Annotated in this window: 16 protein-coding genes and 1 pseudogene; 11 read left to right on the forward strand and 6 right to left on the reverse strand. The window is 72.2% G+C overall.

What is annotated here, in order from left to right; translation table 11 throughout:
- Window positions 1-755: pseudogene (locus tag ACFYOB_RS15545) on the reverse strand (hypothetical protein); the annotation flags it as partial.
- A gap of 163 nt (window positions 756-918) precedes the next feature.
- On the opposite strand from ACFYOB_RS15545, the gene ACFYOB_RS15550 reads away from it, so the two are divergent.
- The 3 genes from ACFYOB_RS15550 (at window position 919) to ACFYOB_RS15560 (ending at window position 3,184) form a co-directional block, all read left to right on the forward strand.
- Entirely contained in the window at window positions 919-1,653 is a 735-nt protein-coding gene (locus tag ACFYOB_RS15550) for a GPP34 family phosphoprotein (protein WP_328926181.1), read from the forward strand.
- 223 nt (window positions 1,654-1,876) lie between these two features.
- Window positions 1,877-2,761 (forward strand): helix-turn-helix domain-containing protein, encoded by an 885-nt coding sequence (locus ACFYOB_RS15555; RefSeq protein WP_388560037.1) that lies wholly within the window; start codon window positions 1,877-1,879, stop codon window positions 2,759-2,761.
- A 213-nt stretch (window positions 2,762-2,974) separates the two neighbouring features.
- A complete protein-coding gene (locus ACFYOB_RS15560) occupies window positions 2,975-3,184 on the forward strand; it encodes a DUF397 domain-containing protein (RefSeq protein ID WP_328926183.1) in 210 nt (69 codons plus the stop codon).
- 147 nt (window positions 3,185-3,331) lie between these two features.
- Here ACFYOB_RS15560 and ACFYOB_RS15565 read toward each other — a convergent pair whose 3' ends face one another.
- Window positions 3,332-4,216, reverse strand: a complete 885-nt coding sequence (locus ACFYOB_RS15565) for a hypothetical protein (protein WP_388560040.1) — start codon at window positions 4,214-4,216, stop codon at window positions 3,332-3,334.
- A gap of 130 nt (window positions 4,217-4,346) precedes the next feature.
- Here ACFYOB_RS15565 and ACFYOB_RS15570 point away from each other — a divergent pair, with 130 nt between their 5' ends.
- Complete coding sequence (locus ACFYOB_RS15570) at window positions 4,347-5,573, forward strand: PLP-dependent aminotransferase family protein (protein ID WP_388560041.1); 1,227 nt, start codon at window positions 4,347-4,349, stop codon at window positions 5,571-5,573.
- Window positions 5,574-5,598: 25 nt separating this feature from the next.
- Here ACFYOB_RS15570 and ACFYOB_RS15575 read toward each other — a convergent pair whose 3' ends face one another.
- Window positions 5,599-6,489, reverse strand: coding sequence for a CinY protein (locus tag ACFYOB_RS15575; RefSeq protein ID WP_388560043.1), 891 nt, complete (start codon window positions 6,487-6,489; stop codon window positions 5,599-5,601).
- Between the two features lie 316 nt (window positions 6,490-6,805).
- Window positions 6,806-8,458 carry an MFS transporter gene (locus ACFYOB_RS15580; protein WP_388560045.1) on the reverse strand — a complete coding sequence of 551 codons (1,653 nt, stop codon included), beginning with the start codon at window positions 8,456-8,458 and terminating at the stop codon, window positions 6,806-6,808.
- A 181-nt stretch (window positions 8,459-8,639) separates the two neighbouring features.
- Between ACFYOB_RS15580 and ACFYOB_RS15585 the strand changes: the two genes are divergently transcribed.
- The 3 genes from ACFYOB_RS15585 to ACFYOB_RS15595 all read left to right on the forward strand — a co-directional run bounded on the left by ACFYOB_RS15585 (window position 8,640) and on the right by ACFYOB_RS15595 (window position 13,727).
- Entirely contained in the window at window positions 8,640-9,422 is a 783-nt protein-coding gene (locus ACFYOB_RS15585) for an SDR family oxidoreductase (RefSeq protein ID WP_388560047.1), read from the forward strand.
- 51 nt (window positions 9,423-9,473) lie between these two features.
- Window positions 9,474-12,050, forward strand: coding sequence for a bifunctional FO biosynthesis protein CofGH (locus tag ACFYOB_RS15590; protein WP_388560049.1), 2,577 nt, complete (start codon window positions 9,474-9,476; stop codon window positions 12,048-12,050).
- A 549-nt stretch (window positions 12,051-12,599) separates the two neighbouring features.
- On the forward strand, window positions 12,600-13,727 hold the full coding sequence (locus ACFYOB_RS15595) for an ADP-ribosylglycohydrolase family protein (RefSeq protein ID WP_388560247.1): 1,128 nt from the start codon (window positions 12,600-12,602) through the stop codon (window positions 13,725-13,727).
- Here the strand turns inward: ACFYOB_RS15595 and ACFYOB_RS15600 are convergent.
- Entirely contained in the window at window positions 13,724-13,897 is a 174-nt protein-coding gene (locus ACFYOB_RS15600; protein WP_388560051.1) for a hypothetical protein, read from the reverse strand. The two genes, ACFYOB_RS15595 and ACFYOB_RS15600, sit on opposite strands and share 4 nt — an antisense overlap.
- Between ACFYOB_RS15600 and ACFYOB_RS15605 the strand changes: the two genes are divergently transcribed.
- The gene (locus tag ACFYOB_RS15605; RefSeq protein ID WP_388560053.1) at window positions 13,896-14,756 is read left to right on the forward strand and encodes a TIGR03619 family F420-dependent LLM class oxidoreductase; all 861 of its coding nucleotides are present in this window, start codon (window positions 13,896-13,898) and stop codon (window positions 14,754-14,756) included. The genes ACFYOB_RS15600 and ACFYOB_RS15605 overlap by 2 nt on opposite strands.
- Before the next feature lie 19 nt (window positions 14,757-14,775).
- Here the strand turns inward: ACFYOB_RS15605 and ACFYOB_RS15610 are convergent, their stop codons facing one another.
- Window positions 14,776-15,198 carry an ATP-binding protein gene (locus ACFYOB_RS15610; RefSeq protein WP_388560055.1) on the reverse strand — a complete coding sequence of 141 codons (423 nt, stop codon included), beginning with the start codon at window positions 15,196-15,198 and terminating at the stop codon, window positions 14,776-14,778.
- A 127-nt stretch (window positions 15,199-15,325) separates the two neighbouring features.
- Here ACFYOB_RS15610 and ACFYOB_RS15615 point away from each other — a divergent pair, with 127 nt between their 5' ends.
- The 3 genes from ACFYOB_RS15615 (at window position 15,326) to ACFYOB_RS15625 (ending at window position 16,775) form a co-directional block, all read left to right on the forward strand.
- The gene (locus ACFYOB_RS15615) at window positions 15,326-16,159 is read left to right on the forward strand and encodes a Scr1 family TA system antitoxin-like transcriptional regulator (protein ID WP_388560057.1); all 834 of its coding nucleotides are present in this window, start codon (window positions 15,326-15,328) and stop codon (window positions 16,157-16,159) included.
- On the forward strand, window positions 16,156-16,407 hold the full coding sequence (locus tag ACFYOB_RS15620) for a DUF397 domain-containing protein (RefSeq protein WP_388560059.1): 252 nt from the start codon (window positions 16,156-16,158) through the stop codon (window positions 16,405-16,407). The genes ACFYOB_RS15615 and ACFYOB_RS15620 overlap by 4 nt, the downstream gene beginning before the upstream one ends.
- Window positions 16,408-16,520: 113 nt before the next feature.
- Window positions 16,521-16,775, forward strand: a complete 255-nt coding sequence (locus ACFYOB_RS15625) for a hypothetical protein (RefSeq protein WP_388560061.1) — start codon at window positions 16,521-16,523, stop codon at window positions 16,773-16,775.
- Window positions 16,776-16,793: the final 18 nt, after the last annotated feature.

The raw sequence follows: 16,793 nt of genomic DNA on the forward strand, positions 1-16,793 counted from the left end.
GCCCGGAAGACAGCAGTGCGCTCGCTGTCGGCCGACCCGTCGGCGGAAGCGGCCTTCGGCTCCGCCGAACCGGAATCAGCGGCCGGCTTCGGCTTCACCGCACGGAACACGGCGGTGCGCTCGCTGCCGGCCGACCCGTCGGCCCCGGCCGGCTTCGGCTCGGCCGAAGCGGAATCCGCGGGCCATGCGGCGGGGGCAGCCTTCTGAGCCGGGGTCTCCTTCGGATCAGCCGTGTCGGAGTCGGCCGGCTTCTCGACGGCGGCAGGCTTCTCGGCCGCCGGGGCGGCCTTCGGCTGCGCCGAAGCGGAATCGGCAGGCCGGTCGGCCGGGGCCGACTTCGGCTCGGCCGGGCCCGAACCGGAATCAGCGGGCTTCGGCCGCGCCGAACCCGAATCCGCCGCCTCGGCCTCACCCTCGGCCTCGCCGTCACCGTCCGAAGCCGAGGCCGGCTCCGCCCGTACGGAGGACCCGGAGGACCCGGCGGAGTCGGGGTCCGGCGTCGACGCCGCGGCCTCGCTCCCCGGTTCCGGGGCCCGGTCCTCCTCGGAGGCCTTCTCGTCGGACGTGGCGACCCACGCCGCCACCACGTCCCGCAGCGCATCCCGCTCAGCAGCGGGGGCCTCGGGATCCCGCGGCCGGAACACCGAAAGCCTCGGGTCACCCTCCGCGGAGGTCGACGCCGCCCCCGGCGTTCCTTCATCAACCGACTTGTCGGGGGACTCGCCCGCCACCAGTTCCTCCTCCATCGCCGCCACGTCCGGCTGTCCGAATGTCTAACAGTGTCCCGTCTAGGGGGCATCGCCCACGTGCTAGACGAGAACGACATAGCTGCGGGTTCCCCCACAAAGCGGCCACGCGCTCTCGACAGATGAATGTGAGAGGCGTCACCCTGTCACTCATCCACGCGGGGAGGCATGGATGGGCAGGAGCCGCAGAACAATTCCGGAGGAGCTTCTGTTGCTCGCTTTGGACCCGGCCACGGGTACCACGGCGCAGCCGCAGTCGCTCGACCTCGGCCTGGCCGGGGCACAGCTAGTGGAGCTGGCTCTGGCAGGACGGATAGCCCCTGACGGGGATCGTATCGCCGTGGTGATGCCACGGCCGACAGGAGATCCGACTCTGGACTCCGCACTGGAACTGCTGCGCAGGCGCGGCAGTCCGGTACGGGCCGTCCACTGGATCGGTGGACCCCGGCTGGGGCTCCGCCAGATTTACCTCGCCCACCTGGAGCGCTGCGGCATGGTCCACGCCGTCGCGGGACAGATGTGCGGGGTGCTGCCGACAACTCGCTACCAGGCGACGGACACGGCGATCAGCCGGGAGATCCGTGCCCGGCTCGACAGTGCGATCCGCACCGGCGTACCGCCGGACCCGCGGACCGCGGCGCTTGCCGCACTGGCCCACGCGGTCGGACTCGGCAAGCACCTGTACCCCGGCAACGAGGGGCGGTCGTCCAGGTCCCGGCTGCGGGACCTGATCCGGCACGACCCGATGGGCGGACTCGTGGCGCACGCCGTGATGGACGTCCAGAACGGCGTGGCCGCACAGCCGCGCCGTGACCGCGCACCGGCACCGCCGGCCCGTGCCACGGCGAGCAGCGTCCCGCTGCAGCCGCGCCGGACCGGCGCGATGGCCCGCGCGGCCGCGCACTGATCCACCCGCTCCATCGCATTGCCATCGCCGTAACCGACGTCCGCAAAGACCCGGTTCGGGAGCCGCCAGCGCGCGGGGTGACGTGGCCATTACACCGGCCGCGTCGCCCCGCGCGTTTGTTTTCCCGGCCGTTCCCCAGCGGTGGCGCCCGCTTCGGTGGCAGTCTGCTCGACATCAGACACGCAGAGAGACCACGACAGAAGAAGGCGGAGGTGCCGTTCACGTGGCGTCCAATGTCAATCCCACCGTCCGACGCCGCCGACTGGGCATGGAGTTGCGCAAGCTCCGCGAGGACAAGGGCATGACGGCCGAGCAGGTTGCCGAGCGCCTGCTCGTCTCCCAGTCCAAGATCAGCAGGCTGGAGAACGGCCGCCGTTCCATCAGCCAGCGCGACGTACGCGACCTGTGCGAGGTGTACGAGGTGGAGGACCTCCGGCTGGTGGACTCGCTCATGCAGATGGCCAAGGATTCCCGCCAGCAGGGCTGGTGGCACGCCTTCGGGGACATCCCGTACAGCGTCTACATCGGCCTGGAGACGGATGCCGCGAGCCTGCGCACGTACGAACCGCTCGTCATCCCGGGGCTGCTCCAGACCACGGAGTACGCACAGGCCCTCGTCCGCGGCGCATGGCCGGAGACCGCTCCGGCGGACGTGGAGAAGCGCGTCCAGGTCCGGATGCACCGCCAGAAGCGGCTCTCCGAGACGGACAACAACAACCCGGAGCTCGGGCCGCTGCGCCTGTGGGCGGTGATCGACGAGGCGGCGCTGCGCCGGCGCGTGGGTGACGCCCAGCTGATGACCCGGCAGCTCGAGTACTTGATAAAGCAGTCGGAGCAGCCCCACGTCACGGTGCAGGTGATGCCGTTCTCACTGGGGGCGCACCCCGGCGTCAACGGCCAGTACGCCATCCTGGAATTCCCGGACGCATCCGACTCGACCGTGGTCTACATCGAGGGCGTGACGAGCGACCTGTACCTGGAAAAGGCCAACGACGTGCAGAAGTACAGCGTGATGTACGAGCACCTGCGCGCCCAGGCCCTCAACGTCGACCAGACGCGGGAGTTCATCTCCGGGATCATCGACCACTACGCGGGCGAAGGCGAGTAAATCGCCAGGAAGCAGGGCGAGTCCGGGAGGGCGGAGCGGCGGGTCGGCACGGTACACCGTCACTCCCCGGCCACATAAGCCCTGACTGGAATATGCCACTCGGTCGGGTGAACGGCTACTTCACCTATCAGGAGCTGCGGGTAGCGTCGATCACGTCGGCCGGAACAAGTGGCCGACACGCCAGCAGAACTACTCGCTGAACCGGAGAGAAACATGGCTATTCGCCAGGGCGCCACGGACAACTGGACCAAGTCCTCCTATTCCGCCAACGGGGCCTGCGTCGAAGTCAAGTCCCCCGTCATGGAGGCCATCGCGGTCCGCGACTCGAAGGTGCAGGACGGCCCGTCCCTCACCTTCGCGCCCGGCTCCTGGACCTCGTTCGTAGACGGTGTCAGCGAGGGTCGGCTGGGACGCCTAGCCTGAACGTCACTGCAGGCGCCACAGCCGCCACGGATGCGCCGTCGGCACCACCTGGCCGTCCGAAATTCCGCAGCACTGACTAGAGCCCTCTCGACTGGCCGCCGTCCTGGCCGAGGGGGCTCGGCCATGTCCGGGTGCACCCGGGTGCGGTCACCTCAGCCGGTCGACGTACCGGTCCGTCCCCGGGACCGTGGGGATGAACGGCGCGACCAGCTCCACCCGCCCCAGCCCCGCCTCCGCGACCTCGGCGTCCAGCCCCTGGAAGTGGCTCCAGCAGGCCGGCTCCCGGGGGTCCTGCTCCAGGAACCACAGCAGCGTGAGGCGGGTGTCGACCCCCTCGACCTGCTTGACGTACGTCATCCGGTCGCCGGGCAGCGGCGTGGGCCGGAAGACCGTCACCATCGCGGCCGGAGAGCCGTGCAGCCGCCCGGGCAGGGCGCGTGCGCGCAGCCACTCCAGCAGTTCGGCCCGCTGCTCGGGGCCCTCGGCGTCGACGACCTGCACGACGAGGCCCGCGTACGGGTGGTCGAGGGCGTGGAAGTCGCGCGGGCCGGCGGCGCCGTCGCGGTAGACGGTGGCCTCGTGGTCCTGGAAGGCCGTGAACACGTGGGTGCGGTCCTGGTAGACCCGGCCGTCGCGGTTCAGGCGCTTGTTGATGCCGACGGTCCACTTCATGTGCTCGTCGTAGCGGCCCTCGGTGACCCAGTACGTGGATATGTAGCAGCCGGCGGTGACCGGCTGGGCGACGGCCGACTTCTCGGGGTAGCGCAGCTCCTGGAGCTCGCGGGTGGCCACCCAGCGGCGGCCCGCGTACATCCAGGGCATGGCCATCGCGCCTGCGTAGTAGTGGTCGTCCTCGTACCAGCGGTTGTACGCGTACTCGTGCCCCGGGTGCGGCTCCACCATGGTGATCAGCGCATGGCCGGGGCGGACGCCGTAGGGGCCGACGGCCGCGAGAGCGGCGTAGTCGTCGGCGCGGGTGTCCTGCTGCGGCTGCCGGTCCTGGGGCCGTCGGCCCCGTTCTCCTGTCGTCATGGGGAACGGTCTAGCTGATATACCGTCAGATGGGGAGGGGTCGGGGCCCGTTCGCGACGTGACATACATACGTGCCACCTGCATCTTTCCGGGGCTACGATGCGCGCACCCGACTCCCCAAGGAGCTCACGTGCCCGCTGAAGCCGCCCTCTCCGTCGTCTTGTCGCCGCAGCCCGCGTTCGCCGCGCGCGCCAACTCGGTGGGGGGTTCGTCCGTACGCGAGATCCTCGCGCTCACCGCACGCCCCGGGATCATCTCCTTCGCCGGCGGCCTCCCCGCCCCGGAGCTCTTCGACACCGAGGGGCTGCGGATCGCGTACGACGCCGCCTTCACGGCCTCCGCGCGGCGGGCGCTGCAGTACTCGACCACCGAGGGGGTGCCGGAGCTGCGCGCCGCCATCGCGCAGCGGGCGACGGCGCGGGGACTGGCGACGGAGGTGGACGACGTGATCGTCACCTCGGGCTCCCAGCAGGCCCTCACGCTCATCGCGAGCGCCCTGATAGAGCCCGGGGACGTGGTCCTCGTCGAGAACCCCACCTACCTGGCCGCGCTCCAGTGCTTCGCACTGGCCGGGGCGCGGGTGGTGGCCGTGCCCTGCGACGAGGAGGGCATCATCCCCGAGGCCCTGGCCGAGGCCGTCGTACGGGAACGCCCCAAGCTGCTCTACACGATCCCCACCTTCCAGAACCCGACGGGTCGCACCCTGCCGGGGGTTCGGCGGGCGGAGGTGGCGAGGACGGCGGCTCGCCTCGGGCTGTGGCTGGTCGAGGACGATCCGTACGGGGACCTGCGCTACGAGGGCGCGGAGGTCCCCTGGCTGGCCACCCACCCGGGGGCGGAGGACCGCACGGCGCTGCTCGGCAGCTTCTCCAAGATCATGGCACCGGGGCTGCGACTGGGCTGGCTGCGGGCCCCGGCGGCGCTGCGCCGGGCCGCGGTGATCGCGAAGCAGGCGGCCGACCTGCACACCTCGACGGTGGACCAGCTGGCCGCGGCCCACTACCTGGCAGCCAGCGACCTGGACGCCCACGTCGACACGGTCCGCGCCGCCTACCGGCCGCGCCGCGACGCCCTGTTGGCGGGCCTGTCCGACGTCCTCCCGGCGGGCTCCGCGTGGAACCGCCCGGAGGGCGGCATGTTCGTCTGGGCCCGCCTCCCGGAGGGCCACGACGCGACGGCCCTCCTGAAGACGGCCATCGCCCACGAGGTCGCCTTCGTGCCGGGCTCCCCCTTCTTCACGGGCACCCCGGACCCCCGCACCCTGCGCCTGTCGTTCACGACGCACACCCCGCAGGAGATCTCGCAGGGCGTGGCCCGCCTGGGCGCGGCGCTGACCGAGCACGGGGGCCGGTGGTAGCGGCCGCGGACCGTTCCCCACGCCGTCACCGGCAGACCGCGGCCGGGTCGTCGTGGACGAGGGCGCAGATCATCTGCGCCCCGCGCCCGTGACCGGGGTACGCGGCGAGAAGCTCGGCCTTGAAGTCGTTCCACTGGCGCCTGATCTCGGCGGTGGCCCCGGCAGTGGCGCGGAGGAAGTTGTCACCCGTCTTCGAGCGGGCGGAAGCGGCGGTGTCCTTGTTCAGGTCGCGGTGGGAGACGCGGCCGTCGCAGTCGGCGGGTTTGACGCCGGTGGAATCGAAGTCGGGGTAGCAGCCGGTGGCGAGGTCCGCGGGGATGTGCTCCCGCGCCTCCCGGGTCCAGTCGGCGTCCTCCATCGCGCTGTAGCGGCGGATGTCGAGGAACGGCGCCACGTCCGTACGCGCCAGGCCGGGCGGGTTGGCGGGGCCGACCGGGCCGGGGGCCGAGCGGTCGCTCCAGTTGGAGTGCGAGTAGAAGTCCTCGATCTGGTGCCAGCCGCGGCCGAGCTGTTCGATGAGGACGCACTTGGCCCGCCCGGGCTTCTCCTCCCACGTGCAGGGGGAGGACAGGTCGCTCTGGTCGGCGCGCACCGTGCCGTCGGCGTCGACGAGGCCGTCGGCGGCCCGGACCGCGCTCCGGAAGCGGGCGACCGAGGTGCGGACGCAGGCGAGGAGCTCGGTGGTGGCCTCGTCCCGGGTGCGGGGGTAGCCGGGGGCGTTACGGGGATCGAGGTAGTCGGCGTTGTCGCAGTGCAGGGGGCCGACGTCGAAGTAGGGACGGCGGTCGTTGGCGTTGATCGCCCCGTCGCGGGCGCCGGCCATCGCGGTCAGCGTGCTGGGCTGCCAGGGCAGTGCGGCCCGGGTGATGTCCTCGTGGTTGTCGCCGGTGAAGGCATGAGCGGGACCGGCCGGCACGAGGGCCAGAGCGGCCGCGAAGAAGGCCGCGACAGCCGCGAAGCGGCCTCGGGGAAGTGGGGTGCGTTTCCGCGTCGTCCGGTGTGGTGCATCGCAAGGCGGAGCAGCGCCCTTGTACTGGACGTACTCGGATGCTGCGACAACGCGGCGAGGTGCCGTACCGGGCGGCGCGGGGACGTGCCTCACGTCCCCGAGGCCGCTTAGGGCCGTCCGCGGCGGCCCGGGCAGCGGACGGCGGGACGTACGGGGCGCCGGTACGGCCATGCCTCCATGCTGCGCGCCCGGCCCTCGCCCCGCACCCCATGCGGGCAGCGGGCTACGACCCGGGCTCCGGCTCGGGCTCGGGCTCCGGCTCCGGCTCCGGCGAGCGCGGCTGGGTCGACGGGATCCGCTTCACGAAGAACAGGGCGACGATCGCGGCGAGGGCGAGGACGGCCAGTGCCACACGCAGGCCGTCGAGCCTGGCCTCGGCGTTCGCGTCCAGTGCCGCCTCGGAGACCGCCGCACTCACGCCGGCTTCGTCGAGGGCGGTCTGGAGCTGGGCGTCGGACAGGAACGGCGCGCCGCTCTGGAGCTGGACGGTCGCCTGGCTCTTGACGCTGTCCGGGACCGCCGGATTCGCCGTGATGCTGGTCAGGAAGGACGTGGCGAGCGCGGCGATCATGACCGAGCCGGCGAGTGCCGTACCGATCGAGGCACCGAGGTTGGTTACGGCGTTCTGTACGCCACCGACCTCCGCGCTCTGCGCCTGCGGCACCGCGGACACGGTGACCGACCCGAGCTGGGAGGCGAGTGCTCCCATGCCGAGCCCGATCAGCAGGAGCGGGACGGTGACGATTTCCGCGCCGGCGTCCAGGTCGAGGGCGGCCATCATGACCACCGCGCCCGCCAGCAGCGCGACGATCCCGAGCCACACCACCCGCCGTGGCGAGACGTTCGGGAGGTAGCGCGGGATCAGGGTCGCGGCCGCGAGCAGGCTCACCGAGAGCGGCAGGAGGCGGGCGCCGGTCTCCAGTGCCGACAGGCCCAGGGCGACGGACAGGTAGAGCGGGACGACGAAGAACACGCCCATCTGTACGAGGTACTGGAAGAAGAACATCGTCAGCCCGCCGCTGAGCTGCCTGTTGCGCAGCATGCCGGGATCGACGAGCGGATCCCCGCCCCGCTCCACGACCCTTGCCTCCCGGTGGAGGAAGAGCCTGATCAGCAGCAGGCCCGCCAGCATGAGCCACACCGTCAGGGAGATCCCGAGCCACGAGGGCGCGTCGGGCTTCGGCTTGAACCAGCCCCATTCGTCGGACCGGAGCACGCCGTAGACGAAGAGCCCGAGCCCGAGCGCGGAGAGGACGGCGCCGACGTAGTCGATGCTCCGGCGCTCGCCGGGCGGGGCGTCCGCGATGCGGCGCGCGAACACGAGGATGACGAGCACCACCAGGACCTCGCCTGCGAAGACCCACCGCCAGGAGAAGTACGTCGTCGCGATCCCGCCGATGAGCGGCCCGACCGCGATCGCCACGGCCCCTGCCGCCACGACGAGTCCGTAGGCGGCGGGGCGGCGTTCGACGGCGAAGTTGCCGGCGACGAGCGCCACGATCGCGGGCAGGATGAGCGACGCCCCGATTCCCTCCAGGAACGACCAGCCCAGCAGCAGCACGGGAAGGTTCGGTGCGAGCGCGGTGGTGAGGGAGCCGGCCCCGTAGATGCAGCAGCCGATCACGAACGCCCGTCTGCGGCCGAGAAGCGCCCCGACCTTGCCGCCGGGGATCATGAACATCGCCATCACGAGGGTGTAGGCGGTGATGGCGCCCTGGATGCCCGTCACGGTCGTGCCCACGTCCTCGGCCACCGTGGCGATGGAGACGTTCATGACGGAGCTGTCGAGGGCCATCAGGAACTGGCCTGCCGCGAGCGTCGCCAGAACCAGTCGCGCCTTGGCCGAACTCTCGGCCGTGCCTGCCCGGGATGCCATGGACGCATGCTTCCAGCCGTCCGTGGGGCCGCAGGGCCGACCCGCCCGGCAGTCAACCGGATGGAGGGGGCCGCCCCCGGCCTCCTCGGGGGGACCGCCGCCGCCCCTCCCCTTCACATCATCGCGCCGTCCCCGTAGCCTGACGGGCCGTCAGATCAGTGCGCCCGCCTGGAGGCTCGTCATGCTGCTGCAAGGGAAGACCGTCATCGTCTCCGGAGTCGGGGCCGGGCTCGGGCATCAAGTGGCCGCCGCCGTCGTGCGTGACGGCGGGAACGCCGTCCTCGGGGCGCGCACCGAGGCCAATCTGGCCAAGTCGGCCGCCGAGATCGACCCCGAGGGCGCGCACACCGCCCATCTGGCCACGGACATCGGCGACGAGCGGCAGTGCGAGGCCCTGGCGGAGCTGGCGCGGACGCGGTTCGGCCGGATCGACGCCGTCGTGCACGTCGCCGCCTTGGACTCGTACTTCGGTGGCCTCCAGGACGCCGACTTCGGGACCTGGCAGCAGGTCATCGACGTGAACCTGCTCGGGACCCTGCGCATGACCAGGGCCTGCCTGCCCGCGCTCAAGGAGCGCGGCGGATCCGTCGTGATCATCGGGACGCAGTCCGCGGTGGCCGCGCCGAACGAGGTCCAACAGGCCGCCTACGCCGCCTCCAAGGGGGCCCTGACCTCCGCCATGTACTCCATGGCACGCGAGCTCGGCCCCCACCGGATCCGGGTCAACACCGTGCTGCCCGGCTGGATGTGGGGGCCGCCGGTGCAGGCCTTCGTCACCTTCTCCGCCCACACCGAGGGCGTCCCCGAGGCCGAGGTCCACGCCCGCCTCACCGAGCGCATGGCACTGCCCGACCTCGCCACCGACGGGGACGTCGCCGACGCCGCCGTCTTCTTCGCCTCCGACCGGGCGCGGGCGATAACCGGCCAGTCATTGCTGGTCAACGCCGGTGAGCTGATGAGATGAGCCATCCCACAGCCGCCCCGCCCCGGGAACGTCGGATCGTATGCTCGGCCCATGACCACTCCGAGTGACGCTCCGACCGAAAACGCGATGCGCCGCGCGCTCCGGCGGGCCCGCGACGGCGTCGCGCTCGACGCGACCGAGGCGGCCGTACTCCTCCAGGCGCGCGGCGAGGCCCTCACGGACCTCGCCGCCTCCGCCGCACGGGTAAGGGACGCCGGGCTCGCCGCCGCCGGGCGGCCCGGTGTCATCACCTACTCCCGCAAGGTCTTCATCCCGCTCACCCGTCTCTGCCGCGACAAGTGCCACTACTGCACCTTCGTCACCGTCCCCGGAAAGCTGCGCAAGAGCGGGCACGGCCTGTACCTCTCCCCGGACGAGGTCCTCGACATCGCCCGCCAGGGCGCGGCCATGGGATGCAAGGAAGCCCTCTTCACCCTCGGCGACCGCCCGGAGGACCGCTGGCCCGAGGCCCGCGAGTGGCTCGACGCGCACGGCTACGACGACACCCTCGCCTACGTGCGCGCCATGGCCATCCGCGTGCTGGAGGAGACGGGCCTGCTGCCGCACCTCAACCCGGGCGTCATGACCTGGTCCGACCTCCAGCGCCTCAAGCCCGTCGCACCGTCCATGGGCATGATGCTGGAGACCACCGCCACCCGTCTGTGGTCCGAGCCGGGCGGCCCCCACCACGGCTCCCCCGACAAGGAGCCGGCGCTGCGGCTGCGGGTGCTGGAGGATGCCGGACGCTCGAACGTCCCCTTCACCACCGGCGTCCTCATCGGCATCGGCGAGTCCTACGAGGAGCGCGCCGACGCCTTCTTCGAGCTGCGCCGCATCCAGCGCAGCTACCACGGCATCCAGGAGGTCATCGTCCAGAACTTCCGCGCCAAGCCGGACACCGCCATGCGCGGCATGCCGGACGCGGAGCTGGAGGAACTGGCCGCGGCCATCGCCGTCGCCCGGCACATCCTGGGCCCGAGCGCCCGGATCCAGGCGCCGCCGAACCTGGTGGACGCCGAGTACGCGCTGCTCATCGGCGCGGGCATCGACGACTGGGGCGGGGTCTCCCCGCTCACCCCCGACCACGTCAACCCCGAGCGCCCCTGGCCGCACATCGAGGAGCTGGCCGAGCGCACCGCCGCCGCCGGCTTCGAGCTGCGCGAACGCCTGACGGTCTATCCCGAGTTCCTCCAGCGCGGCGAGCCCTGGCTCGACCCCCGGCTGCTGCCGCACGTACGCGCGCTGGCCGACGCACAGACCGGGCTCGCGGACGAGTCGGCGCAGGTCGTGGGGCGGCCGTGGCAGGAGCCCGACGAGGGCTTCACCGCGTACGGGCGCACCGATCTGCACGCCACCATCGACACCGAGGGCCGCACCGGTGACCGCCGGGAGGACTTCGACGACGTCTACGGCGACTGGGAGGCGCTGCGCGAGGCCGCGGCGCCGGGCATGGTGCCGGAGCGCATCGACACCGACGTACGGGCCGCCCTCGCGCAGGCCGCCGACGACCCGACGAAGCTGACGGACGCGCAGGCCCTGGCCCTGCTGCACGCGGACGGCCCGGCACTGGACGCCCTGTGCCGGATCGCGGACGACCTGCGGAAGTCGGTCGTGGGCGACGAGGTCACGTACATCGTCACGCGCAACATCAACTTCACCAACGTCTGCTACACCGGCTGCCGCTTCTGCGCCTTCGCGCAGCGCCGCACGGACGCCGACGCCTACACGCTCTCCCTGGACCAGGTCGCCGACCGCGCCGCGCAGGCCTGGGACGTCGGCGCGGTCGAGGTCTGCATGCAGGGCGGCATCCACCCGGACCTGCCCGGGACGGCGTACTTCGACATCGCGCGCGCGGTGAAGCAGCGCGTCCCCGGCATGCACGTGCACGCCTTCTCCCCGATGGAGGTCGTCAACGGCGCCACGCGTACGGGGATGTCCGTACGGGACTGGCTGACGGCGGCCAAGGAGGCCGGGCTGGACTCCATCCCGGGCACCGCGGCGGAGATCCTGGACGACGAGGTCCGCTGGGTGCTGACCAAGGGCAAGCTCCCGACGGCGGACTGGATCGAGGTCGTCACCACGGCGCACGAGCTGGGGATCCGCTCCTCGTCCACGATGATGTACGGGCACGTGGACCAGCCGCGGCACTGGCTCGGCCACTTCCGCACGCTGGCCCGGATCCAGCAACGGACGGGCGGCTTCACGGAGTTCGTGACCCTCCCGTTCATCCACACCAACGCCCCCGTGTACCTGGCGGGCATCGCCCGGCCCGGCCCCACGGTCCGCGACAACCGGGCGGTGACGGCGATGGCCCGCATCCTGCTCCACCCGCACATCCCCAACATCCAGACCAGCTGGGTCAAGCTCGGGGCGGAGGGCGCGGCCGAGATGCTCCGGTCCGGGGCCAACGACCTCGGAGGGACGCTGATGGAGGAGACGATCTCGCGGATGGCGGGGTCGAGTTACGGCTCGTACAAGTCGGTGCAGGACCTGATCGCCGTGGCGGAGGCGGCGGGGCGGCCCGCCAGGGCCCGTACGACGCTGTACGGGGAGGTGCCGCGGGAGCGCCAGGACGCGGCGCGCGCCTCGGACGGGCACCTCCCGGAGCTGCTGCCGCTGCTGGACTGACCGGGCCGGCGGGGCCGGGCGCTGCGCGCAGGAGCCCGCCGGGGGCGTCCCGGCCGGGCTCCTGCGCTGCGCCGGGCCGGTCAGCCGACGAGCAGGTCCTTGTGGGCGGGCACGGAGAACGCGGGATGAACGACGCGTGGCCGAAAACAGCCACTCCGAAGGCAAGTGGCAAAACGTGCCATCGGCCGGGGTGGCGGCCGGAAGTATTCGGGTTCCAGCCGTTCTGCGCTCTCATCCGGGCCGCTTGACGGACTCCCGCCGGACTCGGCCGAAGGCGTCCACTACAGTGCGCGCCAGTACTGTCGCGGGGACGGTGGCCCGCACGGGCGGGGGACGGTGGGGTCGGTGGACGAGTCGATCGGGGCTGGTGCGGTGGTCATCCATGGCGCGGCGGGCGGTGCGGACGCACCCGGCCGACCGGCCTTCGCGAGCCGGCCGGGCCCGCCGGGGCAGATGGTCCAGGCGGGGCTGATGCACCCGGCGGGGCAGATGAGCCAGGCCGGACAGATGAGCCAGGCCGGGCCTTCCGGGCCCACGGACGGCCGCGGCATGCGCACCGTCTCCTCGAACACCGGCCTGTGGGGCCGCGCCGAACAGCAGGACTTCCGCAGCCGCGTCCGCGGCACGCTCCTCGGCTCCGCCCTGGGCGACACCCTGGGCGCGCCCCTCGCGGGCCGCTCCCTCGACGCGATCCGCGAGACCCACGGCCCCCAGGGCCTGCTCCACCCCGTACCCGTGCACGGCCGCTGCGGCGCCGTCACCGCCGCCACCCAGCTCACCCTCTTCACCGTGGACGGCCTCATACGGGCCCACGTGCGCCGCGACACCGGCGCCTGGCACCCGCCCACCGACGTCCACCGCGCCTACCTCCGCTGGGCGGCCACCCAGCACGACTGGGGCCCAGACGAACGCCGTTCGGACAACGGCTGGCTCGCGCAGGAGGAGTGGCTCTACGCCCGCCGCGACCCGGCCCGCGCCTGCATGACGGGCTTCGCCGACGGCCTCCTCGGCACCCTCGCCCACCCGAAGAACCCCACCGCCCGGGACGCCGCCGCCACCGCCCGCTCGGCCCCCTTCGGGCTGCTGGTCGGCTGGGAGCCCGCCCTGGTCCTCCAGCTCGCCGTCGAATGCGCGACGCAGAGCCACGGCCACCCCACCGCGTACCTCTCGGCCGGGGCCTTCGCCGTGATCGTCCACGGCCTGACCCGAGGCGAATCCCTCGACTCCGCCGTCCAGCGCGCCCTCGGCCTCCTCGGCTCCCGCCCCGGCCACCAGCCCGTCACCGACGCCCTCCAGCACGCGCTGTCGGCGGTCACCCAGGGCGTGCCGGGCTCCCACGTCGTCGAGGCCCTCACCACCGGCGCCGGTCACGACGCCGAGGACGCCCTGGCCATCGCCGTCTACTGCGCCCTGGTCGCCGAGGACATCGCCCACGGCCTGCGCCTCGCCGTCAACCACGGCGGGGACTCCACCGCGGCCGGCGCCCTGTGCGGGGCGCTGCTCGGCGCCCTCCACGGCGAGACGGCCCTACCGGCCCCCTGGCTCGCCGACCTCGAAGGCCGCCCCACGGTCCTGGAGCTCGCCGACGACTTCGCCCTGGAGATGACCCAGGGCCCGGCCCTCCACGGCCCCTCCCTGGCATCCCCCGGCTGGCTGTCCCGCTACCCGCGCGGCTAGCCCGCGGCCAGGCCGCCGCTCGGCCGCCACTCAGCCGCCACTCGGCCCCACTCGGCCGCCCGGCCGAATTCGACCTCGATCCCGAGGACTTGGAGGCCGAGGCGCTCTGCCGTGCGCAGGGGGAACGCCGTACCTTGACTGTCCCACGTCTCGGAGGTGCCAGAAGCCATGCGGATCGCCACGACCATCTTCCTCACCGACCGCACCGTCTCGCCCGTGCGTCTCGCGCGGAGTCTGGAGGAGCGGGGGTTCTCCGGGCTGTATCTGCCCGAGCACACCCACATCCCCGTCTCCCGGGACACCGCCGCGCCGATGGGCGGTGAGCTCCCCGAGATGTACGGGCGCACCCTCGACCCCTTCGTGGCCCTCGGGCAGGCCGCCGCGGTGACCGAGCGGCTGCACGTCGGTACCGGCATCACGCTCGTCGCCCAGCACGACCCGATCGACCTCGCCAAGCAGGTCGCCACCCTGGACCACCTCTCGGGCGGCCGCGTCACCCTCGGCGTCGGCTACGGGTGGAACGTCGAGGAGGCCGCCGACCACGGCGTCGAGTGGCGCACGCGCCGCGAGCTCGTCCGGGACCGGATGGCGCTGATGCGCGCCCTGTGGGCGCCCGAGCCGACGGCGTACGTCGGCGAGTACTCCTCCGTCCAGGCCAGCCACGCCCACCCGAAGCCGGCCCAGGCGCCGCGCGAACTCGGCCCCGGCGTGCCCCTGTACGGCCCCCGGACGCTGATGGGCGGCCAGGCCGGCCCGAAACTGTTCGCCGCGGTCGCCGACCACGCCGACGGCTGGCTCCCCATCGGCGGCGGCGGCCTCACCGAGTCCCTGCCGGTGCTGCGCCAGGTCTGGGAGACCGCCGGGCGCGACCCGAAGACCCTCCAGGTGGTCCCGTACGCCGTCCAGCCCAACCCGGGCAAGATGGCCCACTACGCCGACCTCGGCATCGAGGAGGTCGTCCTCCAACTCCCCTCGGCCCGGGAGGCGGAGGTGCTGCGCGCGCTGGACGACTTCGCCCAGTACCTGTGAGCGGCCCTGAGGGCCGCGGCTACCGCCCCAGCTCGGCCCAGACCGTCTTGCCGATCACCCGGTCCACGACCCCCCAGTCGGCGGCGACGGCATCGACGATGCGCAGACCGTAGCCGGTTTCGGCCTGGTAGGCGTGCGGCTGCACGGCGGGACGGCGGTCACGGCGGCCGTCGGAGACCTCCACGCGCAGGACGCCCTCCAGCAGGGTCATCCGCAGCTCGAAGTCCCGGCTGGGGACGCGCCCGTGCGTGACCGCGTTGGCGGCGAGCTCCGCGACGAGGAGCCCGACGTCTGCGGAGAGCGCGGTGGACTCGGGGATCCCCCATGCGTGCAGCTCGATCAGGGCCAGCAGGCGGGCGAGCCGGGCCCCGCGGCGGGTGGAGCTGAAACGCTGAGTGAACGTGCGTACGAGGGCCGGGGTTGGTCCGGCAGGTGCGGTCATGATGCCAACATCCCGGCGGACCAGGCTCGTTCACCACCACGTGGACTCGTACAAGGCAACTGTACGAGTCCACTCCCTGGACAGTGGGGGTCACCGTGCGTGAGCATTCCTCCGGGAGGTGACCGCCATGGTGAGTGCCGACAGCGGTGACGGCGAGGTCGAACCGGATGACACCCTGCGCAGCTTCGGCGAGACGGTCAAGGCCTCGCGCAAACGCGCCGGCCTGACCCAGGAACAACTGGCCCCCCGGATCGGGTACTCGGTCCAGTACGTCGGCTCGGTCGAGCAGGGCCGCCGCCATCCGTCCCGGAACTTCATCAACAAGACCGAGGCGGTACTGGACAGCTTCGGCGTCATCGGCATCGCGGCGAGGCAGCTGGCGCGGAGGCGGGGGCTGGCGTCCTGGTTCCGGCGGTGGGCCGAGCTGGAGGAGGTGGCCGTCACCCTCAATACGTACGAGTGCCGGTCGATTCCGGGACTTCTTCAGCCCGAGTCGTACGCCCGCGCCCTCATAGGCAACGTGCCACCGCTGGCCACGCCCGAGCAGGCCGACGCCCGTGTGGCGGTGCGCATGGAGCGCCAGAAGCTGCTGCTCCGCACCCCGTACGTCCTCTTCAGCTTCGTCATCGAGCAGTCACTGATCGAGCGGCGGACGGGCGGCCCGGAGGTCACGCGGGAGCTGATCGACCGCCTGCTGGAGTGCGGGAAGCTCCCCAACGTCGACATCCAGATCATGCCGACGGTCAGCCCGGAACACGCGGGCACCGACGGCCCCTTCCGACTCCTCGAAACCGATGAACACGAGTGGCTGGGGTACACCGAGGGACAGGAGTCCGGCCATGTGATCTCGGACCCGAAAGCCATCAGCCTCCTCCACCAGCGGTATGCCAAACTTCGCATCCAGGCCCTCAATCCTGCGGACAGCGCGGGCCTGTTGATGCGAATGCGAGGATCCCTGTGAACAGCTCACCGTTGCGGTGGTTCAAGAGCAGCTACAGCGGCAGCCAGGGCGACGACTGCGTCGAGGTGGCCCTCTCCTGGCACAAGTCCACGTACAGCGGCAGCCAGGGCGACAGCTGCGTCGAGGTCGCAGCCTGCACGGATGCCGTCCACGTCCGGGACTCCAAGGTGACGGCCGGTCCCGAGCTGGCCGTCGCCCCCACGGCCTGGACCGCCTTCCTCGGCGGCGTCACGACCGCCCGGCGGTAGGCGACGGGGGGCGCCGTCGATCTTCGCAAGCTGCGGCCCAGTGTCAGGGGCTTCGCCCAGTACCTCTGAAACCCGCTCGACGGCGCGGCTCCTCCTCACCGACCATGGCCGGCATGCCAGGCCAGCGCAAACGCAAGCAGCGACGCCTCCGGGAAGAGACGGCCCGGCGGTCAATCGTGGAGGGACCGGGCCGGTGGGAGACGCTCCTTTCCACCGAGGACCACGAGGAGTTCCGGACCTTCGTCCACCGCATGTACGCGGAGGGCCTCGCCACCGACCCGCACCTCGTACGGCTGGACCAGTTCTGCGGCCGCCTGCAGCACCCGAACACCTACCGCGTCAGCGTCTTCGTCCCCGCGCCTGCATAGGGTGGGGGCGAATCGCAC

Source organism: Streptomyces sp. NPDC006463, from assembly GCF_042870715.1.
GTDB lineage: Bacteria > Actinomycetota > Actinomycetes > Streptomycetales > Streptomycetaceae > Streptomyces.